The sequence below is a fragment of the Acetobacterium sp. K1/6 genome (assembly GCF_034438075.1).
Classification (GTDB): domain Bacteria; phylum Bacillota; class Clostridia; order Eubacteriales; family Eubacteriaceae; genus Acetobacterium; species Acetobacterium carbinolicum.
In genome coordinates this window covers 1-26,437 of the sequence record NZ_JAXQGA010000004.1, presented here as the reverse complement: position 1 = coordinate 26,437, position 26,437 = coordinate 1, and the positions used below count along the sequence as shown (strand labels likewise).

The following is a 26,437-nucleotide window of genomic DNA, read 5'->3' as shown; positions in this document are numbered from 1 at the left end:
GGAATAATGGAAAAACAGTTTATTTATAAAGCAAAAGACCGGCGGGGAGAGACCATCACCGGAATGGTTGCGGGGCAAACTCTCCGGGAGGTCGCCCTGCACCTTCAGACTAGAAATCTGATTGTGCTGGAAATCAAAGAAAAAAAGAAGTCCGAAGGATTTCTAAATAAAGAATTTAATATTCGGATTCGTTCGGTAACTGATGATTCTTTTAGCCGCTTCTGCAGACAGTTTTACATCATGTTAAACGCGGGGATTCCAATTCTGAAATGTTTGGAACTTATTCGTGAGGAGACAAAAGATAAGGGATTTGCCCAAGATATTTCCGGGGTTGGCAACCGCATCCAATCCGGAGCGAGCCTTTCTCAAGCAATGATTGCTTATCCCAAGTCATTTCCGTCCTTGTTTGTTTTTATGGTTGAAGCCGGAGAGATGAGTGGAAATCTCAATACCGTTCTTTTTAAAATGGCCGAGCATTTTGAAAGTGAAGAAAAAAATCGTCGGCAGCTTCAGCAGATCCTCTTCTATCCCATCATCCTGAGCATTGTGTTTGTACTGGTATTGGTCTTTTTAATCACGATGGTACTTCCGACCTTTGCAGACATGTTTACGGTAATGAATGCGGAGCTGCCAGGACCAACCCGGTTTTTGATGGGACTGAGTCACGGATCAAGCGGCGGTTGGTCGATCGTTCTTTTGATTCTGGCGGGATTTGTAGCGGGAGCGATGCTTTTGTTAGAAATCGACGCGGTGGCAAATTGGCGGGACTGGCTAAAAATAAGACTTCCGTTCTTTGGAAGTCTGAGTCACAAACGGTGTCTGGAGAGAATCGCCACAACCCTGGGAATGTTTCTGGCAAGTGGAATCGACCTGCTGGCAGCATTAAAGCGTTTGGAGGGTGCTACCAATAATCGGTATCTCAAAAAAGAATTGATGGTGCTCCGGGAAAAAGTAGTAAGCGGCAAAAGTCTGAGTCAGGGAATGGCAGAAAGTGAGGCGTTTCCCGGCCTTTTTAGCCAGTTGGTCGCCATTGGCGAAGCATCCGGATCGATGCCGGAAGTGCTGGCAACGTTGAATCTTATTTATGCAGACGAGGTTAAGTCCAGAATTCAGTTGCTGCATACAGCGTTGGAGCCGCTTATTCTGCTGATTTTTGGCGGGCTGGTGCTGTTTATTCTGGCGGCGATTATGTTGCCGGTGTTTGATGTCTATTCGGTATACTCCAGCATGTAAAAGAAAAGGACATTCTCAGAAGTCTGAGAATGTCCTTGATTGTACTGAGACTAAATATGATTACGCCCGGATAAAATGGCGTGACATTCGTTGTAGTAGAATTTTTTTGCATCGCTTACGGTTAGTTCATCAAATAAATGATAGAGGGCGATTGCCAGAGTTTGAGTCGTTTTGATGTCCAGATTTGTGCGTTGGCAGGTTTTTAGAAAGTATCCCATACAAGCTTCCTTATTCCAGTCATCTCCACCCAGGAATAATCGACGCAATTCTTCTTTAATTTCTTTTTCAGTCCATTGCGAATCGGTTGAAGAGACAGAATCCTTTGTTTCAATCATTTTACCAGCTCCTTTCACTTCAGATAAATGTGTTAATCATCGTCATTATAGCATAGCTTCAAAAAAACTGTAAACGGAATGGAGGGTAAAATTTATACTAAGCTTTTGTTAAGTAACAAAGACAGAAAGTGGGAGAAAACTAAAGTAATGCACAAAAAATAGAAAAAAGTACTGGATTTTTAAAATGTAATCGGTTATAATAAGCCCATGGTGTGAAAACGTTTTAATTTCCTTTCTTAATTTTCTTAAAAAAGAGGTGTGTCGAGCACCTCTTTTTTATTTTTTGACCATCCTCACACCCCATACAAAGGCTCAACTTGGTCTTATTCGCGTAAGTGGTATGGGGTGATCATTTTTTTTGCTCTTGAAATATTTTCTATTTAAGGTTATATTTAAGGTCGAGAAAACATAAGGAAAGTGGGGAAATAACATGAATGCAGTAAAAATTAAAGACGATATATTTTGGGTAGGCGCGAATGATTATCAGACGACACTTTTTGAAGGACTATGGCCAATTGATCAGGACGGCGTTTCTTATAATGCGTATGTGATCAATGATGAAAAAGTGGCCATTATTGACACGGTTAAAACCATCAAAGCTGATGAGTATATAGAAAAGATTAAATCCATTATAGGCGATAAAAAGGTGGATTACCTGATTGTCAATCATATGGAGCCCGATCATTCCAGTGGAATTACTGATTTGTTGGCAGAATATCCGGATTTGGTCATTGTCGGAAACAAAAAAACGTTCCCGATTATGAACAATTTTTATAAGATCACCGAAAATCTTCATGAGGTGTGTGATGGCGATACGTTGTGTCTGGGAAAACACACCCTCCAATTTTTCATGACTCCGATGGTTCATTGGCCGGAATCCATGGTTACCTATGATATTAATGACAAGGTGCTCTTTTCCATGGATATTTTTGGCAGCTTTAAAACGCCAGAGGGCAGCATTTTTGATGATGAAAATGATCTGGCAGCCTTTGAAGAACCAACCCGTCGCTATTATGCCTGTATTGTTGGCAAGGTGGCCAGTCAGGCTTTAAAAGCACTTAACAAACTTTGCGATGTCGAAATGGGGACGATTTGTCCATCTCATGGCTTGATCTGGCGGGATAATCCCAGACATATTCTGGATATGTACGTCAAAATGAGCAAGAAGGAAACGGTTCCTGGTGTTGTGATTGCCTACGGTTCGATGTATGGTTGTACCCAGAAATCAGCAGAAATTTTAGCCATTGCCTTAAAAAACGAAGGCGTCAAAGAGGTAAAGCTTTATGATGTGGCTAAAACCGATATTTCCTTTATCATATCCGATATCTGGAAGTACAAAGGTTTGTTTTTAGGGGCGCCATCCTACTACGGACAGATTTTTCCGAAAATGGCCAGTTTGCTTTATAAATTGGGTGAAATAAAAGTTGACAATCATAAGGTTGGATTTTTTGCAAACTACAGCTGGAGTGGTGGAGCTGATAAAAACTTTAATTATTTTATCAACGAGGCAAAGGTCGACACCATTGATGAGATCCTGATGATTAAGGGAACGCCGGACGAACAGGACGTCATTGATTTAAATGAATTAGCAAAAAAAATGGCTAAAGAAATGGTTTGATAAAAATTAACGTGGATTTTGGTTGAAAAAATCAGAGGGGGAAATGTAAATGAAAATCGTTGTGGGTATGTCTGGAGGGGTTGATTCATCGGTTGCAGCATTATTATTAAAAGAACGTGGTTACGAGGTCATCGGTGTCTTCATGAAAAACTGGGAAGAACAGGATGAATCGGGGGTATGTACAGCCACGGAAGACTATGATGATGTGCGGCGGGTATGCGACGCTATTGATATTCCCTACTACACCGTGAATTTTGCCAAAGAATACTACGACTCTGTTTTTTCATATTTTCTGGAAGAATATAAAAAAGGGCGGACGCCCAATCCGGACGTTCTCTGTAACCGGGAAATAAAATTCAAACGCTTTTTGGATTATGCGCTAAAGGTGGTTGGTGGCGACTATCTGGCCACCGGTCATTATGCGCAAATCGATTTTGTCAATGAACAGTACCGGTTAAAGCGGGCCTTTGATCATAACAAGGATCAAACCTATTTTCTGTGCCAACTGGGACAAAAAGAACTGGCCGATGTGATGTTTCCAATTGGACATCTTTGTAAAGATGAGGTTCGCCAGATCGCGGTCAAAAACAATCTGGTTACCGCCGAGAAAAAAGATTCGACGGGAATTTGTTTTATCGGTGAACGTAATTTTACCAAGTTTCTCAGTCAGTACCTGCCCGCCCAGCCCGGTAAAATCGTTGATCTGGCCGGTAATGTGAAGGGTACCCATCAGGGACTGATGTACTATACTCTGGGGCAGCGAAAAGGCCTGGGGATCGGCGGTGAAGGAAGCGGAGAGCCCTGGTTTGTGGTCAGTAAAGATTTAGATAAAAATGAATTGGTCGTCGTCCAGGGGGAAACTCACCCGGCCTTGTACTCAAAATCTCTGGAAGCCATTGAAATGAATTGGGTTGGGGGTTATCCGCCAGCCAAAACGTTTAAGTGTAGCGCTAAATTCCGGTATCGTCAATCCGATCAGGCGGTAACGGTGCGAGTAACTCAGGATCGGATTTATGTTGAATTTGATCAACCCCAAAAAGCGGTAACCCCAGGACAGATAGTGGTTTTATATCAGGCCAACATTTGTCTTGGAGGCGGAACCATTGATGCGGTAGAGATGATTTAATAAACCCAATTTAAGCGATAAAAGAGCAACCTTAATTTAGTTTGCTCTTTTATTTTTTTTGAGTAAAAAGCCCAGTTTTATGGTAAACTATACACAGTGACATCAATACAATAGGTATGGCCTGTAAAAAAAGCAAGTGATAATTCATGAATATAGAGAAAAGTAAGCAGGACGATAGGGAAGGATTGTAAATAATGAAAACACCGTGTAATAAATGTGGAAAAACAATCGGTTTTTTTGATAGAAATTATAAATTAGATAATGATAGATTAAGTATAAAATATGATGTCCTTTGCGGCGACTGTAACAGTATCTTAAAAAAGGGTGTTGAAAAATTAGAGGATATGCACCAATGGATGATGAATAACCTTAAGAAAAATAAGGATGTTCAAAAAAATGGGATGGTCTCAGTCGAGGTCGATCTGTTGATTCTACTGGCCGTTGAGGCGCTCTTTTCGGTAGCACCAGACTACTATGATTTGAACTCCCCTCTTAATCAGACCTTTATTCGGGCCAAAGAAAGCCGTGGTGTCGACCGGCAACGCGATATCGTGCGGATCGTCCATATTCTACTGCTTTACGGGTTCGAAGCTAATTTAATTGAACAGGGACTCGACACCACCCGAAATTTTATTGCCTATATGATCCAGAACGAACAATTTTTAGAAGAAGTGGAAGTTAACTGTGGCGTTGAGGATGAACTCATTAAAGCCAATGTGTTTTTGAGCCGCCGGGGCCTGATCATCGATACCCTTGATAATCCCAAACTGATTTATATTTCCATTCCCAGCGATGTGCAGGTCGATTATCAGGTGCAATCATCAGAAATCATCAATGAAGTGATCCTGAAAAATGTTTTTTATCCCTGGGATAAGAAAAAAAAGGTAGTCCTGACCCTTGTTTCAGAAAGTGTGCTGTTTTCAGTGGCCAACGCCATTGATCGGTTTAATCAGAAGACCGGGAAACTTCAGGATAAGCTCAAAAAAGATAGTCTGGAATATTTTAATGACCGCGTGGTTGAAGATCTGGGAAAAATAAAACCCGGTGAATTTATCGAGGCAGTCCATTTGGATTGTTTACTTTTGTGTATTGTCAAAAACTTAAAAAGTCAAAAAATGTTTTCCATGGAGGCTTTGTTTGATCCCAAAGGCACCGCTATTGAACTGCTTTGGGCTTATTATCGACAGAATCTGAGGAACATGGGCATTGACAATAACGAAAAGATTGTCACCTACCTCCTTAAAAATTGTCTTTACACGGAAGGGTTTCATATCAAGCATGGTAATAAACCCAGTGACAAGGGTTGGGGATTTTTTACCACCAAGGGCTATATTATTTATTTTAGACGGAGTCATCAGGTGTTTTTTATCTATACCGAAACCTTCCCCAATCCGCTCTATCATCCCTGCAACCGGGTGACCTATGAGGACAAGCAGTATTTACAGTTGATTATGAATAATGGCCGAAGTCTGGGGGAAGAGCAGCGGGAACTGGATGAACTGATTTTTTATAGCGATGAACCGGAAACCATTGCCCAGATGGAACGTTTTTTTGAACGACACAACCTTTATTATCAGATGGAGACCTTTCTCAAAAAACAGAAAGAAGTTCAGCGAAAGCGGGATAAATATCTCCAGGTACAGCGGATTATTAATCATATTTTTAATGATTTTGGATTTTTGCCCTACTGTATCTATGATGAGTGGTATGTGATTCAAACCGAACTCAAAAAGGATGATATCCTGCTGAATAAACTGATCGATACCGATGCCGGGCTCAGAAAAAACTATACCCTAGGCCAGATCACCTATGCTCCCAAAATTATTGAAGCCTTCAACCGCGGGGCTGAAGCCGTTCAAAACTCGCTAAATATTGTCGAAGATTCGGTGGCTCGGGCGATTTTATGGGTCGCTTTTAAAGAGGCGGTCACCGAGACCCTATCTCAGGAATGGGTGCGGATTGCCGGCGAAATTCTGGATAAAGAAGATAATGCGCTTTCGGCGTTTTTCAAGTACGCGAATCTCAAGAAGATTGAGCCGGATAAGGTCTACTTTATGGGATTATTCATCTATCATTTGATGGACCGGGAAGTCCTTCAGTCAGATAATTTTCTGGAGAATTATGAGGGAGCGGTGCGGATTTTTCTGGAATGCCGTCGGGTCATTGAAGAACCAGATTTTAAAGGAACCGTTCTTCCGATGGAAAAATTGCTAGAAGAGGTGTTTCCAGAAAAAAAGAAGGATGAGAGTAACCTAAAGAAGGATGAGAGCAACCTATAGAGGAGAAAAACCATGCGTGTTCTTTTAGTTGAGGATGAAAAGCCCCTGGCCGCAGCATTGGGGAAGATTTTTGAAAAAAATAAAATATTAGTTGACGTTGTTAATGATGGGATCGAAGGCAAGTTACTCAGTGAGAATGATGTCTACGATGTCATTATCCTGGATATTATGCTGCCGGGAATGACCGGTTTGGAAATTCTGCGATCAATTCGGGAAGCGGGAAAGAATGTACCAATTCTTTTGTTAACCGCCAAGGATGACACCAAAGACAAGGTCAACGGACTAAATATGGGTGCCGATGATTATCTGGTTAAACCCTTTGTCACAGAAGAGTTGATTGCCCGGGTAAGAGCCCTGGGCCGTCGCCCCTGGGAGGTTTACCAGGATAATGTGATTCACTTTTCAAACATTTCATTAAATATTAATTCCGGGGAATTGTATGTCGATGAGGTCTTAAATCGGCTTACTGCCAAGGAAGCCCAATTGCTGGAAATGTTTATTCGGAATCCCGGTATGATCATCTCAAAAGAACAGATCTTGGACCGGATCTGGGGGATCGAGAGCCTGGCGATGGAGAATAGTGTCGAAATCTATGTCCATTATTTAAGAAAAAAGCTGGACACCTCGCAAACCTATATAAAAACCATCCGCGGATTGGGTTATGTTTTAAAGGAGAAGGAGAATGTTAAGCCTTAACAAACTTCGGATCAACCTTACTCTTATGAATACGGGAGTCCTTATCGGACTCCTATTATTTATTTCCGTTTTTCTGTACGTGGTTTTGAGTATGGATGTGGAGACAAACGTGAATAATAATCTTAAGATATACTGTTCCCAGTTGGCCAATGAAATTGAATATCTGGAACGACAGGAAGCGGGAGACGAGGTGACCGAAGAAGAAAAACAGGGATATTTTGAGTATGCCCGTAGTCTTGTTCAGAATAATATCTCCTATATAATTTTTGATCAACAGTTTAAAGTGCTGGATCAATCTTACTTGCTTCCCCTTGAAGAAGCAAAGCTGCTAGAAATTTCGAAACACTATTTTGAAGAGAACAAAGAAAAGTATCTGATTAGCGATTATAAGCAAGGCGATAAGGATTATAAGATTTGCACCTATGCGGTGGTCAACAAAAATGGTGAATTAAAAATTGTTCAGGCCATGAAAAATATGGCGTCGGAACGATCACTGTTAGGAAATGCACAGGAAATGGTGGGATTTACGATCCTGATCGGAGCCTCGTTATCTTTTCTGGGTGGCTATTTTTTGTCTGGCCGTTCTCTGATTCCGATTAAAAAAAGTGTCGAACGTCAACAGGAATTTCTGGCCGACGCTTCTCATGAGCTACGGACACCGATTGCCGTGATTCAGACAAATCTGGAAGTGGTCAAAGCCAGCACCGATGAAAGTGTGGAGAGTCAGCTGACCTGGATCAATAACGCTTATGATGAGATCCAGTGGATGCAGCACATTGTTGAAGATCTGATGTTCTTAGCCCGGGCCGATTCCGGGGATATGATGGTACAGCGAGAACCGGTCGATTTAACCTATATAATCAAGATGGTTTGTGAAAAAATGGCACCTTTAGCCGGGAAAAAGGGAATTTCTTTTAGCAACAAGCTGGAGGATGATCTGATCATTATCGGCGATGAAAAGCAGATTACCCAGTTACTGGTGATTCTTTTGGATAATGCGATTAAATACAGCGGTGAAAATACCAGTATTCGCCTTATTGGGAAGAAGACGCTTCAGGGGGTGTCAGTGGCGGTTATCGACCAGGGGATTGGGATTGCCAAAGATCAGATAGAAAAGGTAACGCAGCGGTTTTATCGGGTTGACAAGGCCCGATCCCGAACCGAGGGTGGAACGGGACTGGGCTTGTCGATTGCTAATTGGATTGTCGATGAGCACCATGCCGGTATGACCATTGAAAGTGAAGAAAAAAAAGGGACAAAGATTACACTCAATTTTGATAAGGGGGTAGATATAAAGTGAGCAGTTTAAAGTTTTGCGGAGACGAGATCATAACCGGTCCCGGCACCTTGGATACCATTAGAGAGATAGTGGGGCAACGGTTTTTTATCGTAACCGGAAGAACCGCTTTATTTAGAAATGGGACCATCAAACGGGCCGAAGCCCTTTTAAAAGAAGTTGCTAAGGATTATGATATCCTTAGCGGCATTGGAGCAAACCCCAGCGTTTGTGATGTAGAAGCGGGTCTGTTAAAGATGAAGGCGTTTAATCCGGATGTAGTGATTGCCATTGGTGGCGGTTCGGTTCTCGATGCTGCCAAGGTCATGACCCTGATGTGCGAGTACAATGGGTTAACCATCGAAGCGATCAAGGCTGGTCAGGCACCGGAAAAACGGGAGCGGATCAAACTGGTGGCGATTCCCTCAACCTCCGGAACGGCCTCTGAGGTTACCCGGGCAGCCGTGATTACCTTCCCGGAAGAAAATATTAAAATAGGGCTAAAAACGAAGGCCTTTATTCCCGATCTGGCTATTTTAGATGGGGAACTGACTTTATCAATGCCACCCGATGTGATAGTGGAATCGGGGATGGATGCCCTGACCCATGGTCTGGAAGCGATGATTAATAAAAGCGCCGATGACTTCACCAAAACCATGGCAAAAGGGGCCGTAGAAGGTTTACTTAAGTATCTGCGCCAGTCCTTTGAAAGCGGGGATATAAAAAGTCGGCAGCATGTTCACAACTTTTCCTGTCTGGCCGGGTTCGCCTTTCAAAATGCCGGTCTGGGAATGGACCATGGCATTGCCCATGCTTTTGGGGGGCGCTTTGGTACCAGTCATGGACTGCTAAATGCCATTGCTCTGCCCTATGTACTGGAATATAATGGGCAGGATCCGCAGGTGGCCGAGGAACTGGAACAGCTATCCCGGTTAATCGGGAAAAACATTATCGATGAAATTAAAGAGCTCAACAAAACTTTCGAAATCCCCAGCTCCTTTCAGGCTGCTGGCATCCCGGAAGAAGAATTTAAAGCCAATTATGATGAGTTACTAAAAAATTCGCTGATGGGCTCCACCCAGAGAAATCCAATTAAAATGGATGCAGCCAAGATGGATAAGGTCTTAACAAGCATTTATTATGGCGAAAAGAAATTTTAAGAATGAAACAAATTAGAGCGTTGCAAAACGGAGCCTGAAGTTCTTATAATTTTTGCAATTAACTATGAAATAAATATTTAGGAGAACACATGAGTTTATTAGACGGGTTAAACACTCGACAACGAGAAGCAGCAGAAACCATCGATGGGCCACTATTAATATTGGCAGGGGCCGGATCAGGGAAAACACGAACTATTATTCATCGCATTGCCCATATTATTGAAACAGGACAGGCATGGCCTTCACAGATTCTGGCCATCACTTTTACCAATAAAGCCGCCGGCGAAATGCGGGAGCGGATTGCCAAAATGAAGATTGAGGACAGTAAACGGATCTGGATGTCGACATTTCACGCCATGTGTGCCCGAATTATGCGAACCCATGCACAATGGTTGGGTTATGACGACAACTTTGTCATTTATGATATGGACGATCAGAAGCGTTTATATAAAAGCTTAATCAAAGAATTGGGCCTCAATGACAAATATTTTACCAACCAGTTTTTAAGCGGCGAAGTCTCAACGGCCAAGAATAATTTTGTCAGTCCGGAAGCCTATCTAAAAGAAAATTCCGGCGATTTCAGAAAAGAGAAGGTCGGACTTTATTATAAACGCTACCAGGAAAGCTTAAAAGCAAACAATGCCATGGATTTTGATGATCTGATCTACAATACCCTGGTATTATTTAAGGGCTTTCCGGAAATTCTGGAACAATATCAGAATCGCTTTAAATACATTATGGTGGATGAATATCAGGATACCAATCATAGCCAATATGAACTGGTTAACATGCTGGCCGCCAAATACAAAAATATTTGTGTCTGCGGCGATGACGATCAGAGTATTTACGGCTGGCGGGGAGCGGATATCAACAATATCCTGGATTTTGAAAAAGACTACGCCAACGCCAAGGTAGTTAAACTGGAAGAGAACTACCGCTCAACCCAGACGATTCTGGACTGTGCCAACGGTGTTATTGCCAAAAATACCGGTCGTAAGGAAAAGGCGCTGTGGACCAACAATGACGGCGATGAAAAAATTATGATTGCTTCGTTTAACCAGGGTTATGATGAAGCCCGGTTTATTGTTGATGAGATTAATGAAAACATCACCAAGGGCAATGGTATCTTCGGCGATTTTGCGATTCTGTACCGAACCAATGCCCAGTCCCGGTTGTTTGAAGAAGCGCTGATGCGGGCCGGCTTGCCTTTTCAATTAATCGGCGGAACCGGGTTTTATTCGCGGGTTGAAATTAAAGATGTCATTGCTTATTTAAATGTCCTGAGCAATCCTAAAGACAACATGGGCTTTATGCGAATTGTCAACGTGCCCAAGCGGGGGATTGGTTCAGCCACCATTGAAAAAATTGCCGAATACGCCAATTTTAAAAGCTTTAGTTTAATGCAGGCCTTCCATCATGTTGAAGAAATTCCGGAGCTGAGTCCCAGCGTCAAAAACAAGGTTCGGGCGTTTAGCGAATTAATGAAGAAATTAGAAACAATCCGGGAGACGGCCAGCTTAAGCGAGCTGATCACGGCGGTGATTGAAAAAACCGGCTATCTGGAAATGCTGGAAACCGGAAAGATGGATAAGGGTGAAAGCCGCCTGGAAAACCTTCAGGAACTGGTATCTTCCGCCACAGACTTTGAAAAAAATAGTGATGATCAAAGCCTCAGCGCCTACCTGGAAACGGTCGCCTTGTCGTCAGAAACCGACAAGTACGATGGTGATCAGGGGAAGGTTCTCCTGATGACGCTTCATAACGCCAAAGGACTGGAATTCCCGATTGTCTTTATTCCCGGGATGGAAGAAGGGATCTTCCCCCATGGCCGAGCCATGGATTCGCCGGAGGAAATTGAAGAGGAACGACGAATCTGCTATGTGGGGATTACCCGGGCGATGAAACGTCTTTACATTTCCTGGGCAGCGGAAAGAACCCTTTACGGACGTCGCCAACTGCAAACCCCATCGCGATTTTTAAAAGAAATGCCGGATGAAGTTTGCGTGGAAAATAAACAGCGCTATGAACGTAAGCCGGAAATTGACATTGAAACGAAAAAGAATAAGACTTTTTCTGAACGGGTGACCCAGTCGAAGGTAGCTATTCGCAGAAATAATGCCAATGCCGTTAACCTTCACAATGGTCCATCAGAAAATGGGTTTGCGTTGACGGATAAGGTTAAACATAAAAAATTTGGCATTGGTACTGTGGTTGAAGTTAAAAATAACATGATTTCAGTCGCGTTTCCGGGGGTGGGAATCAAAAAAATGGATCCGACGTTTGTGGAAAAAGCTTAGTTAAAATAGCGTTAAAAAGTAGCTATAAAGGATAGGAAATGAGTATGAGCAATGCCCAAATTGAAGCGTTAAGAAAAAAAATAGCAGCATATGACAGAGCCTACTATCTTGATGATGCGCCTCTGGTTTTAGACTATGAATATGATCAGCTAATGCAGGAACTGATTGCGCTAGAAACCGCAAATCCCCAATGGATCACCCCGGATTCACCGACTCAGCGGGTTGGTGGAAGTCCTTTAGCAGGTTTTGACAAGGTCGTCTACAGCCATCCCAAACTGAGCCTTGGCAATGCCTTTGATCCGGGCAATCTCCGCGATTTTGACCGTCGGGTGCGGCAGACCTGTCCCGAGGCAAGCTATGTGGTGGAATACAAATTTGATGGGTTGACGGTGGTACTAAACTACGAAAATGGTTTGTTCGTTCGGGGCGCCACCCGAGGCGATGGCGAAGTGGGGGAAAATGTTACTGCCAACCTCAAAACGATTCGGACGATCCCGCTGGGCTTGTCGGAGCCGGTGACCCTGGAAGTTCGGGGCGAGGTTTTTATGGGTAAGGCTGATTTTGAAAAATTGAATCAGCGTCGTCTGGCGGCGGAGGAAAGTCCTTTTGCCAACCCCAGAAATGCAGCAGCCGGATCGCTGCGACAATTGGACCCCAGGCTAACGGCCTCCCGGCCATTGGATATTTTTGTTTTTAATCTGGAAGTGGTTGAAGGTTTCGAACCTAAAACCCATCGGGAGACCCTGAATTATTTAAAAGATTTAGGTTTTAAAACCAGTACAATCAAAGCCTTTAGCGATATTGAGGCGATCATTGACTATTGCCGCCTGATGGAAGTGGAAAGACGCAACCTGCCCTTTGAAATCGACGGTCTGGTGATTAAGGTCGATGAATTAGCTTTTCGGGAGCGACTGGGAAATACCTCAAAAAGTCCCCGCTGGGCGATCGCTTACAAATTTGCCCCCGATCAGGCCGTTACCACTGTGGTTGCCATTACCGTTCAGGTTGGCCGAACCGGTGCTCTGACCCCAGTGGCCGAACTTGAGCCGGTATCGCTAGCGGGGTCAGTGATTTCCCGGGCAACCCTCCATAACGAAGACAATATCAGTACAAAAGACATCCGTATCGGTGACCAGGTGGTGATCCAGAAGGCGGGGGACGTCATTCCGGAAGTGGATCATGTGGTGTTTGAAAAACGATCGGGAAACGAGGTGGTTTTTCAAATGCCAAAACGCTGTCCGGTTTGTGATGAACCAACCTTTCGGATTGCCGGAGAAGCGGTGACTAAATGCCTGAACATGGCCTGTCCGGCGCAGGTGTTTCGAAAACTGGTTCACTTTACTTCCCGGGACGCAATGAACATTGAAGGGCTGGGACCAGGCGTACTGCGGCTGTTGATGGATGATAAACTGGTCGTTAACCCGGTCGATATCTATCATCTGGATGAGAAAAGAGAACAACTGATCACCCTTGAAAAGTTGGGCGAAAAATCGGTCGACAATCTTCTGGTCGCGATACAAGCCTCTAAAAAACGTGAATTATCCCGGCTTATTTTTGGTTTGGGGATTCCGCTGGTCGGCGCCAGAGGTGCTAAAATTCTGGCTGAACATTATCAGAAAATGGATAACCTGATCCTGGCCCAAGTGGAAGATCTCAAAGCGATTTTTGAAATTGGCGAAAAAATGGCTACCGAAATTGTCGATTTTTTTAAGACGCCCACCAATATTGAAATCATCAGAGGGTTAGAAGCCGCGGGGCTTAATATGATTCAGGAAACCAGAATCGATTCTCAGACCCTGGCCGGGAAGACCTTTGTGCTCACCGGAACCCTGCCCACTCTCGACCGACGGGAAGCTAAAGCATTGATCGAAGCTAATGGTGGCAAGGTAGCAGGCAGTGTCAGTAAAAAAACCGATTTTCTCTTGTCCGGAGAAAAATCCGGGTCCAAATATGAAAAAGCCCAGTCGCTGGGAATTACAATAATTGATGAAGAAGCGTTTTTAGCCCTTGTCACGGGTGGAGGGTTTGATCTATAATGAAGGGTGATTTTTAAAATCAAATTGACGGCTCCGGCTGTTAAGATAAAAATCAGTGCCCGAGCTATTTAAAAAATGCACAAGAAGTGCATCATGAATTGATTAGAAAAGTAAGATCGATAGTCAACAGTAAAGAAAGGATAACACTATGAGTTTAACACGAGAAGATGTCACCTACGTGGCCAATCTGGCCCGTTTGGAATTTTCCGAGGATGAAGTGACCGCCCTGGCCGAGCAACTGGGTGCAGTGCTTAATTATGCTGAAACCTTAAGCGGATTGGACACCTCTAAAATTAAAGCCACCGAACATGTGCTGGCGGTTCAGAATGTCTTTCGGGAGGATGAAATTAAGTCCTGTCTGAGTAATGAAGAAGCTTTGGCCAATGCGCCAGAGAGCGAAGCCGGGTGCTTTAAGGTTCCCCGGGTTATGGAATAGGAGGCAACAATGGAATTGTATCAAAAAACCATACACGAAATAAATGACCTTCTGGATAAAAAAGAAGTCACCGTTACAGAGGTAACCCAAGCGGTGGTTAACCGCATTAATATCGTTGAAAAAGCGACCGATGCTTATCTGAGTCTCCAGACCGAAGCGGCGCTAGAAACGGCTACCGCAATAGATGCCGAGCTGTCCGGGCGAGCAAAAAGAACGCCATTGGAAGGAATTCCCTATGGACTCAAAGATAACATGTGCACTAAGGGAATCTTAACCACTTGTGCCTCAAAAATGCTCGATAACTTCAATCCTCCTTATAATGCCGAGGTTTATCAACGGCTTAGCGAAGAGGGTGGTATTTTGCTGGGGAAAACCAATATGGATGAGTTTGCGATGGGTTCGTCCACTGAAAATTCAGCCTATAAAACGACTCACAATCCCTGGGATTTAAACAAGGTACCTGGCGGTTCCAGTGGCGGATCAGCGGTTGCTGTGGCTGCTGATACGGCTTTTTTTGCCTTGGGATCAGACACCGGCGGATCGATCCGTCAGCCCGCCTCATTTTGTGGGGTGGTGGGGATGAAACCGACCTATGGTCTGGTCTCCCGCTATGGTCTGGTGGCCTTTGCTTCGTCGCTTGATCAGATTGGGCCGTTCACCAAGGACGTGCAAGACTGCGCGCTGGTGCTAAATACCATTGTTGGTCATGATGCCAAGGATTCCACCTCCCTTAATCTTAAAAAAATCGATTATACTAAAAACCTCAAACAAGGGGTCAAAGGTTTGAAAATTGGCGTGGCTAAAGAATTTTTCGGCGAAGGGCTCCAACCGGAAGTTCGCAAAAGCCTGGAAGATGCCATCGTCATCTATAAAACTCTGGGGGCTTCGATTGTCGATGTGTCATTCCAACATCTGGATTATGCCCTATCCGCCTATTATATGATTTCGTCCGCTGAAGCCAGTTCCAATCTGGCCCGTTATGATGGCATTCGTTATGGTTTTAGAGCCGAAGAATACAATGACCTGATTGATCTTTACAAGAAAACCAGAAGCCAGGGATTTGGCGACGAGGTCAAACGACGGATCATGCTGGGGACCTATGCCCTCAGCTCTGGCTACTATGATGCCTATTATAAAAAAGCGATGCAGGTGCGAACGATCATCAAAGCCGACTTTGATCAGGTCTTTAGCGGCTGCGATGTGCTCTTGACCCCAACAGCACCGACTACCGCCTTTGGCATCGGCGAAAAAACCAGCAATCCGCTGGAGATGTATCTCACTGATATTTATACGGTACCCGTTAACATTGCCGGAATTCCCGGGGCTTCAATTCCCTGCGGTTTGGACAACAACGGGATGCCGATTGGGATGCAGTTGCTGGGGCCGATCTTAAGTGAAGAGACTCTGTTAAAAACAGCCTGGGCCTTTGAGCAGGAATCAGGCCTTAAAAATTTAAAAGCACCATTGGGAACGGAGGTCTAAATCATGGAATATGAAATTGTCATCGGAATGGAAATCCATATTGAGTTGGGGACAAAAACAAAAATATTTTGTTCCTGTCCGACCGAGTTCGGCCAGGATGAAAACACTCATACCTGCCCGGTTTGCCTGGGGATGCCCGGGGTGTTACCGGTACTGAATGAAAAAGTCGTTGAATACGCCACCCGGGCGGGTTTAGCCCTTAATTGCGAAATTGCCCACTTTAGCAAGATGGATCGAAAAAACTATTTTTATCCGGATTTACCCAAAGCCTATCAAACCTCCCAGTTTGATTTACCGATCTGTACCGGTGGCGTAGTTGGCATTGAAGTCGATGGCGTTAAAAAAGACATCGGCATCACCCGTATTCACATCGAAGAAGATGCCGGAAAGCTGCTTCATGAATCGGCCGACGGGACGCTTCTGGATGTTAACCGCTGTGGTGTACCGCTGATTGAGATCGTCACCGAGCCGGATCTGCGCAGTGCCGAGGAAGCCCGCGCCTTTGCCGAAAAGGTCAGAAATATTCTGGAATATACTGGCGTCTCTGACTGTAAGATGGAACAGGGTTCGATGCGTTTTGACGTGAATCTATCGATTCGGGAAAAAGGATGCGAAGTATTGGGAACCCGAACTGAAATGAAAAACTTAAACTCGTTCCGGGCGCTGATCCGGGCTGTTCAATACGAAAGCAAACGACAGATCATTGAGATTAAAAAAGGTCACACGATTATTCAGGAAACCCGTAAGTGGGACGACACCAAAGGGACCTCATCTTCACTGCGAAGCAAGGAAGAAGCTCATGATTATCGTTACTTCCCGGAACCGGATCTGGTCCCGATTGTGCTGGAACCCGATTACATCGAAAAAATTAAAAGCGAACTGCCGGAATTGCCGGAAGCCAAAAAACAGCGCTATATTGATGAATATAAACTACCGGAATACGATGCCGGGGTGCTGACAACCACGGGGGTCACCGCTCGCTTCTTTGAAGAAGCAGTGGCGCTGTATAATGAACCCAAACAGATTTCTAACTGGATGATGGTGGAAATTCCACCATTACTAAAAGAAAATGAACTGAGTATGGAAAATATTTCGATTACTCCGACGCAATTGGTAGCGTTGCTAAAACTGGTCAAAAACAATGAAATCAGTGGCAACACTGGTAAAGAAGTTTTAAAAGAAATGTTTAGTACCGGCAAAAACCCGGGCGATATTGTTAAAGATAAGGGTCTGGCGCAAATGAGTGACAGCAGCGAGCTGGAAGCCATCATTGAAAAAATCGTTTCGGATAATCCCAAATCGGTTGAAGATATAGGCGCCGGTAATGAAAAAGCCTATGGCTTCTTAACCGGTCAGGTGATGAAAGTAACAAAAGGAAAAGCGAATGCCCAGGTCGCTAACGAAATTATTCGGGCGGTTGTAGCTAAACATTTGGCATCGCATCGTTAGGATTTTTATAAGATAAAGCAAAACAATTGTTGGTACTAAGAAACAGAAATTTTGACTAAGGGGTTACTACAAGATTTGTGGTAATCCCTTAAATAATGAGAAATAGATAAAGGAAAACTATGGAAAACAGTGAAGAAATTAATGTAGAGAAAAAACGGATTGACGGTCGGGAAGCCCATGAATTAAGACCAATAAAGGTTACCCGACATTTTATTAAACATGCTCAGGGATCGGTGCTCATTGAAGTGGGCGATACCAAAGTCATTTGCACCGCCATGGTGGAAGACAAGGTACCACCATTTTTAAAAGGTCAGAAAAAGGGGTGGATCACTGCCGAGTATGAAATGATTCCCGGATCAACCAATACCCGTAAAAGTCGCGATCGCAACCGTGGCAAAATCGATGGCCGAACCATGGAAATCCAGCGCTTAATCGGCAGGAGTCTGAGATCAGTCATCGACCTTTCAATGCTCGGGGAACGGACCATCTGGATTGACTGTGATGTAATCCAGGCCGATGGTGGAACCCGGACCGCGGCGATTACCGGTTCATTTCTGGCCCTCCATGATGCCTTATCAGATCTGATTGAAAAGGGGAAAATTAAAGCAATGCCAATTACCAATTTTGTCGCTGCTACTAGTGTTGGGATTTTTGAGGGCGAAGCCATCGTTGACCTGTGTTATGAAGAAGATTCAAACGCTGAGGTTGATATGAACATGGTCATGACTGAAACCGGCGAAATCATTGAAATTCAGGGAACCGGTGAAGAACGTCCCTTTAAAAAGGAAGAACTTCAAAAGATGTTAGAACTCGGAGAAGCGAGCATTAAAAAAATCATCGCCTTCCAAAAAGGTACATTACAGGAATAACGGGTAAATGATAATGAGAACAATACTTTTAGCCACCGGTAATCCGGATAAGGCCAGAGAACTGAAGACGATGTTGGGAGCGGATTTTGAAGTCAAGACGATGAAGGATTTTGGCATTGACATTGACATCATTGAAGATGGTCAAACCTATGAAGCGAATGCGCTGATAAAGGTGCGGGCGTTACAGCCCCTTGTTAAGGGAAAAGACCTGATCATTATGGGCGACGACTCCGGCTTATCGGTTGATTGCCTTAATGGGGCTCCGGGGATTTATTCGGCTCGTTATGCAGGAGAAGAGGCCACCTATGCAGATAATAATAAAAAGCTTTTAAAGGAAATGGCAGATGTGCCGGAAATGAATCGGGGAGCTGCTTTTATCACCGTCATCGCGATGATTCTGCCTGATGGACGGGAGTTATGCTGCGAAGGTCTGGTCCGGGGGAAAATTGCCTTTGATTATTGCGGTGTTGGCGGATTCGGCTATGACCCGCTGTTTATCCATGAAGCGTCTGGCCGTTGCTACGGAGACATGACCAAAGCAGAAAAAAATCGGTTGAGTCATCGGGCGGTCGCTATTGCAAAGGCTCGGGAACTGTTGAATCAGGCACTTTAAAAACAGGACAATCGGATCCTTTAATTAAGCAGAAGGAAGGGATGGAGGATAAAATGAAAATTGGTGTAATGAGTGACAGCCATGGTAATTTAAAAGCGGTAAAACAAGCCGTCCAGGAGATGGGCCAAGTGGATGTGATGATTCATCTTGGAGACTATGTCGAAGATGCCCTCTATCTGCGTACGATCACAAATACCCCCATCCACATCCTGAAGGGCAATTTGGATTCTTTTGCTGATGATGGCAGTATGTCGCTGGAGACCATTTTGGGCGGCTTTAAATTTTTTGCCTGCCATGGCCATAAGTACGGCGTCAAGAACGATTTGCACCGTCTTTACGTTGCCGGGTTGGAAAAAAAGGCCGAGGTGATTCTTTATGGTCATACCCACCACGCTTATATCGAAGATGATGGCCGCATTCTAATGATGAACCCTGGCTCGGTGGGGGCTCCCAGAATGGGAGATCCTGAAAGCTATGGATTGATTATCATTGAGAATGGCGAAATTAACGCAAAAATCATCCCGCTTTGGCGCGACTGACAGAAAGACGGAAAAAGGAGGCAATCAATGCTGAGTATTAAAGATGTATCAATGACCTATCAAAAAGGGAAAAAAGAGGCTTTAAAAAATATCAATCTAGAAATTTTAGAAGGCGAATTTACCGCCTTGCTGGGGCAAAATGGGGCGGGAAAAAGTACCCTGATCAATATTCTTGCCGGTAATGTAAAAAAGACCCGGGGAGATGTCAGTATCGGCGGGTACAGCCTCGACAGAAATGAGCTTGAAACAAAAAAGATTATTGGCATTGTGCCCCAGGATACCGGGTATGATTTTGTTTTTACCGTAGATGAAGCGCTAAAAAAACAGTCCGGCTATTTCGGGATCAAGGATAACAAGGAATACATCGATGAAGTTCTGGACGCTTTGTACTTAACCGAAAAGAGAAGCGCCAGAATCCGGGATCTATCCGGAGGGATGCGACGGCGATTTTTAATCGCCAAGGCATTGGTTCATAAACCCAAAATTCTGATTCTGGACGAACCGACAGCAGGAGTCGATATTGAAATGCGGCATACCTTATATGATTTTCTGGTTAAGCTGCATGAATCGGGTACCACCATCATCCTGACCACTCATTATATTGAGGAAGCCGAAAAACTGTGTAAGCGGATTGTAATTATTGATGGTGGAAAAATTATTGCCGATGAGCCTAAAGAAGAGTTGATGGATGCGTTTTCCCGGGAATCCATCATTGAAGTTCATTTTGAAGATGAGCTAAGTCTAGCTGATTTTGATTTTTTAAGTGACTACCACCCGCATATCGAAGACAAAACCAGACTTCAATTGAAGGCCTCAAAGAAGGACTTGTCCAAAGTCTTTCGACAACTGTCAGAGAAAAACATGGAATTTACTAATCTGGTGGTGGAAAGACCAAAGCTCGAAGATATTTATTTAAATATCATCAAACATTAGGAGAACAGATGAAAAACAGGATATTTTACAATAGAATTGGATTTTTAACCCTCCTGAACAAGGAAATTCATCGGTTTATGAAGGTGCCAGTTCAGACGGTTCTGGCTCCGCTTATTTCAAACATTTTATACATGTTAATCTTTGGGGGGATGCTTCAAACCAGGGAGGTCGGGATCGAAGGGATTAGTTATCTTAATTTTTTAGTGCCCGGCTTAGCGACAATGGGGGCGATTTTTGCCGCGTTTCAAAATCCGGCGTTTTCAATGATTTCGCAAAAATTTCAGAATACCATTCAGGATTTAAACAGCTACCCGATCTCAATTACCGAAAAAATTCTGGCCTTTGTTTTTGGGGGGATGTTTCGTGGGGTGCTGGTGGGTATTCTAACCTATGCGGCAACAATTTTCTTTGTCGGTTATGAAGTAGTGCATCCACTGTTTTTTGTATTGGCATTAACCGCAACATCCTTTGTCTTCGCATCACTGGGTTTGATTGCCGGGCTGGTGCTGGATAACTTTGAAAAGATGAATTTTGCATTGGCAATTATCATTACGCCTCTTACCTATTTAGGTGGTGTGTTTTTTGAAATTTCAAAGTTGCCGGGATTATTATCTTCCATTAAATACATAAACCCGATCTATCCCCTGGTTAATGTTTCCCGATATGCCTATATTGGGGTATGTGAAGGCAATATTGTGATTCATGTTATTTTAACAATTGGCCTTGTTATTAGTGTATTTTTAGTGGCGGCGCATATTTTTAAAAAAGGTGTGGGCATTAAAACCGTCTAAGACATTTCATTTTTTGATGACGGATTACGGTGTGTTTGCAAAATAAAGCGAGCATCAAATAAAAAATAAAAAGTAGTTGACAACTCTTTCTATTTAAAGTATACTAACACTTGTCTCTAAGAGAGGCAATGCGGGTGTAGCTCAGTGGTAGAGCCCTGGCCTTCCAAGCCAGTCGCGAGGGTCCGATTCCCTTCACCCGCTCCATTTTTGCGAAAAGAATTGAGCGCCTGTAGCTCAGTAGGATAGAGCAACGGCCTTCTAAGCCGTGTGCCAGAGGTTCGAATCCTCTCAGGCGCACCATTTATTTTATCGTATTTATCTCGTGGTGGGTATAGTTCAATCGGTTAGAGCGTCGGATTGTGATTCCGGAAGTTGTGGGTTCGAGTCCCATTATCCACCCCATTTCAATAGCATTATATTAATAGGGGTATAGCCAAGTTGGTAAGGCACAAGATTTTGATTCTTGCATCCGTAGGTTCGAGTCCTGCTACCCCTGCCACTTTTGCTCGGCAGAGAAGACAGAAAAAAGACATGACCCATTAGCTCAGTTGCAAAGCAGAGAACCAAAAATGCACGACCGAAGGAAGTGAACATTTTTGTGTGAATCGCTTAGTTAGGCAAAGTTGAGTATTCATTATCGTTTGGAGACAAACAAAAAGTAAATTATAGCATGACCCATTAGCTCAGTTGGTAGAGCATCTGACTTTTAATCAGGGTGTCGGGCGTTCAAGTCGCCCATGGGTCACCATTTGAAATCAAAACCGCAGTGATTGCGGTTTTTTTATTTTTTGAAAAATGTTAAAATGACTTAAATGTTGTTTTATAACGGGTTGGGGTATAAAATAGAGCAAATCTGTATTATCATGTCATTTTGGAATGAAAAGGAGCAGATGGTTATGAAACAAGGGCAAAGCTTAATACGTATCAGCAAAATAATTGGAATGGTATTGGTGGCGCTTGTCATTATAACATTGACCTATCTGGGAGATTATTACCATGCTGATCAAACTGCCCATGAGGCCCTGATCTCAGGAAATCAGGTAATTGTCAGGGAAGAAGGAAATCTGACCATATTTATGCCAACAACAGGTCAGGATGAAACGGGTTTTATCTTTTACCCCGGTGGTAAGGTGGAAGATATCGCTTATGCTCCGCTGATGCGCTCACTGGCGGAACAAGGCTATCCGGCTGTGATTGTGGGGATGCCCTTTAATCTGGCCGTGTTTAATGCAAACGGTGCTGACAAGGTGTTGGAAGCGTTGCCGGAGATCGAGCATTGGATCATGGTGGGTCACTCTTTGGGCGGCGCCATGGCTTCGGACTATCTGGCCGAACATGAAGACAAGGTAGCGGGGCTGACTTTATTAGGTGCTTATCCCAATGAATCGCTTTCTCAGAGCAGTCATTCGGTAGTGACTCTATATGGCAGCGAAGATCAGATTATTAACCAACAGGGCTTTACCGAAGGCCGAAATAAGCTGCCGGTCACGGCCCGTTATTATGAAATAGCAGGTGGTAATCATAGCGGATTCGGTAATTATGGAGAACAGTCCGGCGATGGGATCGCATCTATTTCATCGGCTGAACAGCAAGCGATAACAATAGCAAAAATTATGGAAATCTGGAAAGGAAATTGATATGGAAAACAATAAAAAAGAAAACAGCAAAGAAATCGTTTTGGCTGGAGGTTGTTTCTGGGGAACGGAAATGTATTTTAAAGCCATCAGAGGGGTTGTTAAGACGGAGGTGGGTTATGCCAACGGAAAAACCCCGAATCCCTCCTATGAGGATGTGTGCCATGGAAATACCGGGCATGCTGAAGTCGTTAAGGTGCTTTATGACAATCAAGTGATCAGCTTACCATTTTTGTTAAGTCTGTATTTTGAAGTCATCGACCCGGTAGCGGTCAATCGTCAGGGGAATGATCGAGGCACTCAATACCGTACCGGCATTTATTTTTCGGATCCTTCCGATGAAGCGGTGATATTAGAATCAGTCGATCAGTTAAGGCAGCAATACGGGGTGCCCCTGGCCATTGAAGTATTGCCGCTTGAAAACTACAGCTCTGCAGAAGCTTATCACCAGGACTATCTGTTAAAGAACCCCGGAGGTTATTGCCATATCGGCAACCGTGAGTTTAAAAAGGCGGCGGTAGCCCGGGACCCATCTTTAAAATAAGAAGCGGGTCATTAAAAACTGACGTAAAAAGCAGTTACTTTCACAAGAAACAAATAAAGTGACATTGAAAAGAGGGAAAAGTATGAGCATCATTGGTAACATTATCTGGATTATTTTGGGGGGCCTGATTATGGCGATCGCTTGGCTTTTAGCCGGCATTCTCTGCTGCATTACCATTATTGGTATCCCGTTGGGATTGCAGGCTTTTAAAATGGCGCAGTTAGTCCTCTGGCCATTTGGTAAAACCGTTGATTATTCAAACATGGGAACCGGATCGGTAATCTTAAATATTTTGTGGATCCTGATTTTCGGTTGGGGTTTAGCCGCGGGATCTGCGATTCTGGGGATTATTTACTGTATTACCCTGGTTGGGATACCCTTTGGATTACAATGGTTTAAATTTGCCAAACTGGCATTGTTTCCATTTGGCGCACAAATTCGCGATATTTAAGTAGCCGAAGGTGCTATTAAGCTTGACAAGAAAATGAAATCGATACTATAATAAACGGTGGGTGTGTGTTAAACCCACTGTTTTTAAGATGGTTTTATTTATTTAAATTTGTTGATTATAGGAGGGTAAGGAACATCGAAACGAAAAAGACGTCCCAAAAACCCATCATTGAAATAAAGGATCTGGGGAAAACCTTTCGTCCTAAAAGCGGCGAAGTAAAAGCGTTAGATGGCATAAATCTAAGCATCGACCAGGGCGATATCTATGGAATTATCGGTATGAGCGGGGCTGGTAAAAGCACCCTGGTTCGCTGTATCAATCTTCTTGAAAAGCCCACCAGCGGCAGTGTTTTTATTGATGGACAGGATATATCAAAAATAGCCGAAAAAGAACTGAGAACGGTACGTTATTCGGTGGGTATGATTTTTCAGCAATTTAATTTGCTGATGCAACGAACTGCCGAAAAAAATATTCTTTTTCCCCTTGAAATTGCCGGGGTGGATAAAGAAACGGCCAAAAAAAGAACCGCTGAACTGTTGGAGTTGGTTGGCTTACCCGATAAAGCCAAGGCCTATCCTACCCAGTTGTCGGGGGGACAAAAACAACGGATCGCGATTGCCAGAGCCTTGGCTAATAACCCTAAGATTTTGTTATGCGACGAGGCGACATCAGCTCTGGATCCATCGACAACCAATTCCATACTCAAGCTGTTAAAAGAAATCAATCAAAAATTGGGCATTACCATTGTGATCATCACCCATGAAATGAGTGTGGTGGAGCAGATTTGTAGCCATGTGGCAATCATCGATAAAAGTAAAATTGCCGAAAACGGTGAGGTTGAAGAGATCTTTAAAAACCCCAAAACCGAGATTGCCAAAAAAATGATTTTTTCTGAAGGTGATCAGGGTTCGGTGGTGATGGGCAAAAACACGTATCGAATTGTCTTTGATGAAAAATCATCCAGTGATTCGGTGATTGCAAAAATGATCCTCGAAACAAAATGTCTGGTGAATATTCTCCATGCCGATATGAAAAATATTGATGGCTTTGCTTTTGGGCAAATGGTGATCCAATTGCCTGAGGATGAGCTGAGTGCGGCACGGGCCGTTAATTATCTCCGCTCACATCAAATTACGGTTGAGGAGGTGGGTACCCATGTGGGATAGTTCAATGACGGCATTGATGGTTCAAGGAACCCTTGAGACCCTTTATATGACATTGGCGTCAACACTTCTGGCCTATGTTATTGGGTTACCGATGGGCGTTTTGCTGGTCACCAGCGATTCCGATGGGATTGTCCCGATGAAGTGGCTTAATAAGGTACTCAACATGGTGGTCAATATTACCCGGTCGATCCCGTTTTTGATTTTGCTAATTGCAGTGATTCCTCTGACAAGGCTGATTACCGGGACAACCATTGGATCAACGGCAACCATTGTACCGCTGGTGATTGCAGCGGCACCATTTATTGCCCGGTTGGTGGAATCTTCTATTAAAGAGGTGGATTATGGGATTATTGAAGCCTCACTGTCAATGGGCGCCAGTCCCATGCAGGTGGTGACCAAGGTGATGATTCCTGAGGCGAAGCCCTCGTTGATTATTGGCGCAGCCATTGCGACCACCACTATTTTAGGTTATTCCGCGATGGCAGGGATTGTCGGTGGCGGCGGCCTGGGAGATATTGCCATCCGCTTTGGCTACTATCGTTATGAAACGGGTATGATGGTGATAACCGTAATATTACTGGTTTTAATCGTCCAGCTCTTTCAAGAAGTTGGTATGAAAATTGCCCAAAAACAGGATCGCCGAAAATAAAGAATCAGGATTTTACGATCCGCAGATAATTTGGGTTGACAGTAAACACCGCCCATGTTATATTACATATTATTCAACTAGGAATTATATGAAAGAAAAGAAAAGGAGAAGATCATGAAAAAATTAGGTTTAGTAGTATTGGTCAGTGTTCTCGGTTTGGCCCTATTTTCAGGCTGTGCGGCGAAAGGCACAGATGACAAAACCATTGTAGTCGGGGCCAGTCCAACACCTCATGGAGAGATTTTAGCGGTTGCTGGTGAAGTATTAAAAGAAGAGGGATACACCCTTGAAGTTAAAGAATTTACCGATTATGTTCAACCGAATTTAACCTTGGAAAATAAAGAGTTAGATGCCAACTTTTTCCAGCATCTCCCCTACCTGGAAGACTTTAATGTGAAAAATAATACCAAGTTGGTGAGTGCCGGTGCGGTTCATTATGAACCATTGGGCTTATATCCAGGTAAATTAAAAACTTTGGATGCCATTGTTGATGGATCAACGATTGCCATCCCAAATGATACAACAAACGAAGCCAGAGCACTTTTATTACTTGAAACAATTGGCTTAATCAAGGTTGATCCGAATGTTGGTTTGGAAGCAACACCAAAAGACATTATTGAAAATCCCAAAAATCTTGTTTTTAAAGAACTGGAGGCGGCTCAACTGGCACGCTCACTTCCGGATGTTGATTTGGCTGTTATTAACGGAAACTATGCCATTGAAGCAGGACTGAATGCCGGAACCGATGCCATCGCGAAAGAAGAAAAAGATTCCTTAGCGGCACAGACCTATGCCAACATTGTGGCAGTACGAACTGGAGATGAA

General features: G+C 43.8%; 24 protein-coding genes and 5 tRNA genes. 28 read left to right on the top strand and 1 reads right to left on the bottom strand.

What is annotated here, in order from left to right; all coding sequences use genetic code 11:
- The first annotated feature begins 6 nt into the window (after positions 1-6).
- A complete protein-coding gene (locus U2P91_RS04435) occupies positions 7-1,233 on the top strand; it encodes a type II secretion system F family protein (RefSeq protein ID WP_111888281.1) in 1,227 nt (408 codons plus the stop codon).
- Positions 1,234-1,283: 50 nt separating this feature from the next.
- Here U2P91_RS04435 and U2P91_RS04430 read toward each other — a convergent pair whose 3' ends face one another.
- The gene (locus U2P91_RS04430) at positions 1,284-1,568 is read right to left on the bottom strand and encodes a hypothetical protein (RefSeq protein WP_111888280.1); all 285 of its coding nucleotides are present in this window, start codon (positions 1,566-1,568) and stop codon (positions 1,284-1,286) included.
- Positions 1,569-1,998: 430 nt separating this feature from the next.
- Between U2P91_RS04430 and U2P91_RS04425 the strand changes: the two genes are divergently transcribed.
- The 27 genes from U2P91_RS04425 to U2P91_RS04295 form a co-directional block, all read left to right on the top strand.
- A complete protein-coding gene (locus U2P91_RS04425; RefSeq protein WP_111888279.1) occupies positions 1,999-3,186 on the top strand; it encodes an FprA family A-type flavoprotein in 1,188 nt (395 codons plus the stop codon).
- 49 nt (positions 3,187-3,235) lie between these two features.
- A complete protein-coding gene (mnmA, locus tag U2P91_RS04420; RefSeq protein WP_111888278.1) occupies positions 3,236-4,312 on the top strand; it encodes a tRNA 2-thiouridine(34) synthase MnmA in 1,077 nt (358 codons plus the stop codon).
- A gap of 194 nt (positions 4,313-4,506) precedes the next feature.
- Positions 4,507-6,591, top strand: coding sequence for a hypothetical protein (locus tag U2P91_RS04415; protein WP_111888277.1), 2,085 nt, complete (start codon positions 4,507-4,509; stop codon positions 6,589-6,591).
- Between the two features lie 12 nt (positions 6,592-6,603).
- Positions 6,604-7,287 carry a response regulator transcription factor gene (locus U2P91_RS04410; RefSeq protein WP_111888276.1) on the top strand — a complete coding sequence of 228 codons (684 nt, stop codon included), beginning with the start codon at positions 6,604-6,606 and terminating at the stop codon, positions 7,285-7,287.
- A 109-nt stretch (positions 7,288-7,396) separates the two neighbouring features.
- On the top strand, positions 7,397-8,587 hold the full coding sequence (locus U2P91_RS04405; protein WP_322519132.1) for a sensor histidine kinase: 1,191 nt from the start codon (positions 7,397-7,399) through the stop codon (positions 8,585-8,587).
- Positions 8,584-9,723, top strand: a complete 1,140-nt coding sequence (locus U2P91_RS04400) for an iron-containing alcohol dehydrogenase (RefSeq protein WP_111888274.1) — start codon at positions 8,584-8,586, stop codon at positions 9,721-9,723. Before U2P91_RS04405 ends, U2P91_RS04400 begins: the two co-directional genes overlap by 4 nt.
- An 89-nt stretch (positions 9,724-9,812) precedes the next feature.
- Positions 9,813-12,020: an ATP-dependent helicase gene (locus U2P91_RS04395; protein WP_111888273.1), complete on the top strand. Its 2,208-nt coding sequence runs from the start codon at positions 9,813-9,815 to the stop codon at positions 12,018-12,020.
- 44 nt (positions 12,021-12,064) lie between these two features.
- Positions 12,065-14,056 carry an NAD-dependent DNA ligase LigA gene (gene ligA, locus U2P91_RS04390; protein WP_204355390.1) on the top strand — a complete coding sequence of 664 codons (1,992 nt, stop codon included), beginning with the start codon at positions 12,065-12,067 and terminating at the stop codon, positions 14,054-14,056.
- Between the two features lie 148 nt (positions 14,057-14,204).
- Positions 14,205-14,492, top strand: coding sequence for an Asp-tRNA(Asn)/Glu-tRNA(Gln) amidotransferase subunit GatC (gene gatC / locus U2P91_RS04385; RefSeq protein ID WP_111888271.1), 288 nt, complete (start codon positions 14,205-14,207; stop codon positions 14,490-14,492).
- A gap of 9 nt (positions 14,493-14,501) precedes the next feature.
- On the top strand, positions 14,502-15,974 hold the full coding sequence (gene gatA / locus U2P91_RS04380; RefSeq protein WP_111888270.1) for an Asp-tRNA(Asn)/Glu-tRNA(Gln) amidotransferase subunit GatA: 1,473 nt from the start codon (positions 14,502-14,504) through the stop codon (positions 15,972-15,974).
- Between the two features lie 3 nt (positions 15,975-15,977).
- Positions 15,978-17,423, top strand: a complete 1,446-nt coding sequence (gene gatB / locus U2P91_RS04375; RefSeq protein WP_111888269.1) for an Asp-tRNA(Asn)/Glu-tRNA(Gln) amidotransferase subunit GatB — start codon at positions 15,978-15,980, stop codon at positions 17,421-17,423.
- A 119-nt stretch (positions 17,424-17,542) separates the two neighbouring features.
- Positions 17,543-18,292, top strand: a complete 750-nt coding sequence (gene rph, locus U2P91_RS04370; protein ID WP_111888268.1) for a ribonuclease PH — start codon at positions 17,543-17,545, stop codon at positions 18,290-18,292.
- Positions 18,293-18,305: 13 nt separating this feature from the next.
- Positions 18,306-18,905: an RdgB/HAM1 family non-canonical purine NTP pyrophosphatase gene (rdgB, locus tag U2P91_RS04365; RefSeq protein WP_204355389.1), complete on the top strand. Its 600-nt coding sequence runs from the start codon at positions 18,306-18,308 to the stop codon at positions 18,903-18,905.
- Between the two features lie 53 nt (positions 18,906-18,958).
- On the top strand, positions 18,959-19,444 hold the full coding sequence (locus U2P91_RS04360; RefSeq protein WP_162624499.1) for a metallophosphoesterase family protein: 486 nt from the start codon (positions 18,959-18,961) through the stop codon (positions 19,442-19,444).
- Between the two features lie 27 nt (positions 19,445-19,471).
- Positions 19,472-20,377 (top strand): ABC transporter ATP-binding protein, encoded by a 906-nt coding sequence (locus U2P91_RS04355; RefSeq protein WP_111888266.1) that lies wholly within the window; start codon positions 19,472-19,474, stop codon positions 20,375-20,377.
- Positions 20,378-20,385: 8 nt separating this feature from the next.
- Positions 20,386-21,168, top strand: a complete 783-nt coding sequence (locus U2P91_RS04350; protein ID WP_111888265.1) for an ABC transporter permease — start codon at positions 20,386-20,388, stop codon at positions 21,166-21,168.
- A 130-nt stretch (positions 21,169-21,298) separates the two neighbouring features.
- Positions 21,299-21,372 (top strand) — tRNA-Gly (locus tag U2P91_RS04345).
- A gap of 19 nt (positions 21,373-21,391) precedes the next feature.
- A tRNA-Arg gene (locus U2P91_RS04340) sits at positions 21,392-21,468 on the top strand.
- Between the two features lie 25 nt (positions 21,469-21,493).
- Positions 21,494-21,570 (top strand) — tRNA-His (locus tag U2P91_RS04335).
- A 21-nt stretch (positions 21,571-21,591) separates the two neighbouring features.
- Positions 21,592-21,667: transfer RNA gene (locus U2P91_RS04330), tRNA-Gln, on the top strand.
- 173 nt (positions 21,668-21,840) lie between these two features.
- Positions 21,841-21,916 (top strand) — tRNA-Lys (locus U2P91_RS04325).
- Between the two features lie 148 nt (positions 21,917-22,064).
- Positions 22,065-22,805, top strand: coding sequence for an alpha/beta fold hydrolase (locus U2P91_RS04320; RefSeq protein WP_162624498.1), 741 nt, complete (start codon positions 22,065-22,067; stop codon positions 22,803-22,805).
- Position 22,806: 1 nt separating this feature from the next.
- On the top strand, positions 22,807-23,346 hold the full coding sequence (msrA, locus tag U2P91_RS04315; protein WP_111888263.1) for a peptide-methionine (S)-S-oxide reductase MsrA: 540 nt from the start codon (positions 22,807-22,809) through the stop codon (positions 23,344-23,346).
- Between the two features lie 82 nt (positions 23,347-23,428).
- Positions 23,429-23,797, top strand: a complete 369-nt coding sequence (locus U2P91_RS04310; RefSeq protein WP_111888262.1) for a YccF domain-containing protein — start codon at positions 23,429-23,431, stop codon at positions 23,795-23,797.
- Positions 23,798-23,931: 134 nt separating this feature from the next.
- Entirely contained in the window at positions 23,932-24,963 is a 1,032-nt protein-coding gene (locus U2P91_RS04305) for a methionine ABC transporter ATP-binding protein (RefSeq protein WP_111889744.1), read from the top strand.
- On the top strand, positions 24,953-25,612 hold the full coding sequence (locus tag U2P91_RS04300; protein ID WP_111888261.1) for a methionine ABC transporter permease: 660 nt from the start codon (positions 24,953-24,955) through the stop codon (positions 25,610-25,612). The genes U2P91_RS04305 and U2P91_RS04300 overlap by 11 nt, the downstream gene beginning before the upstream one ends.
- Positions 25,613-25,726: 114 nt before the next feature.
- The coding region (locus tag U2P91_RS04295) for a MetQ/NlpA family ABC transporter substrate-binding protein (RefSeq protein WP_322519131.1) at positions 25,727-26,437 on the top strand (711 nt) is incomplete at its 3' end.

Coding starts and splice junctions, on each gene's coding strand:
- mnmA (WP_111888278.1), top strand. CDS start 3,236: ATGAAAATCGTTGTGGGTATGTCTGGAGGGGTTGATTCATCGGTTGCA.
- U2P91_RS04430 (WP_111888280.1), bottom strand. CDS start 1,568: ATGATTGAAACAAAGGATTCTGTCTCTTCAACCGATTCGCAATGGACT.
- U2P91_RS04435 (WP_111888281.1), top strand. CDS start 7: ATGGAAAAACAGTTTATTTATAAAGCAAAAGACCGGCGGGGAGAGACC.
- U2P91_RS04410 (WP_111888276.1), top strand. CDS start 6,604: ATGCGTGTTCTTTTAGTTGAGGATGAAAAGCCCCTGGCCGCAGCATTG.
- gatC (WP_111888271.1), top strand. CDS start 14,205: ATGAGTTTAACACGAGAAGATGTCACCTACGTGGCCAATCTGGCCCGT.
- U2P91_RS04425 (WP_111888279.1), top strand. CDS start 1,999: ATGAATGCAGTAAAAATTAAAGACGATATATTTTGGGTAGGCGCGAAT.
- gatB (WP_111888269.1), top strand. CDS start 15,978: ATGGAATATGAAATTGTCATCGGAATGGAAATCCATATTGAGTTGGGG.
- rdgB (WP_204355389.1), top strand. CDS start 18,306: ATGAGAACAATACTTTTAGCCACCGGTAATCCGGATAAGGCCAGAGAA.
- U2P91_RS04395 (WP_111888273.1), top strand. CDS start 9,813: ATGAGTTTATTAGACGGGTTAAACACTCGACAACGAGAAGCAGCAGAA.
- U2P91_RS04350 (WP_111888265.1), top strand. CDS start 20,386: ATGAAAAACAGGATATTTTACAATAGAATTGGATTTTTAACCCTCCTG.
- ligA (WP_204355390.1), top strand. CDS start 12,065: ATGAGCAATGCCCAAATTGAAGCGTTAAGAAAAAAAATAGCAGCATAT.
- U2P91_RS04310 (WP_111888262.1), top strand. CDS start 23,429: ATGAGCATCATTGGTAACATTATCTGGATTATTTTGGGGGGCCTGATT.
- gatA (WP_111888270.1), top strand. CDS start 14,502: ATGGAATTGTATCAAAAAACCATACACGAAATAAATGACCTTCTGGAT.
- msrA (WP_111888263.1), top strand. CDS start 22,807: ATGGAAAACAATAAAAAAGAAAACAGCAAAGAAATCGTTTTGGCTGGA.
- rph (WP_111888268.1), top strand. CDS start 17,543: ATGGAAAACAGTGAAGAAATTAATGTAGAGAAAAAACGGATTGACGGT.
- U2P91_RS04355 (WP_111888266.1), top strand. CDS start 19,472: ATGCTGAGTATTAAAGATGTATCAATGACCTATCAAAAAGGGAAAAAA.
- U2P91_RS04415 (WP_111888277.1), top strand. CDS start 4,507: ATGAAAACACCGTGTAATAAATGTGGAAAAACAATCGGTTTTTTTGAT.
- U2P91_RS04300 (WP_111888261.1), top strand. CDS start 24,953: ATGTGGGATAGTTCAATGACGGCATTGATGGTTCAAGGAACCCTTGAG.
- U2P91_RS04320 (WP_162624498.1), top strand. CDS start 22,065: ATGAAACAAGGGCAAAGCTTAATACGTATCAGCAAAATAATTGGAATG.
- U2P91_RS04360 (WP_162624499.1), top strand. CDS start 18,959: ATGAAAATTGGTGTAATGAGTGACAGCCATGGTAATTTAAAAGCGGTA.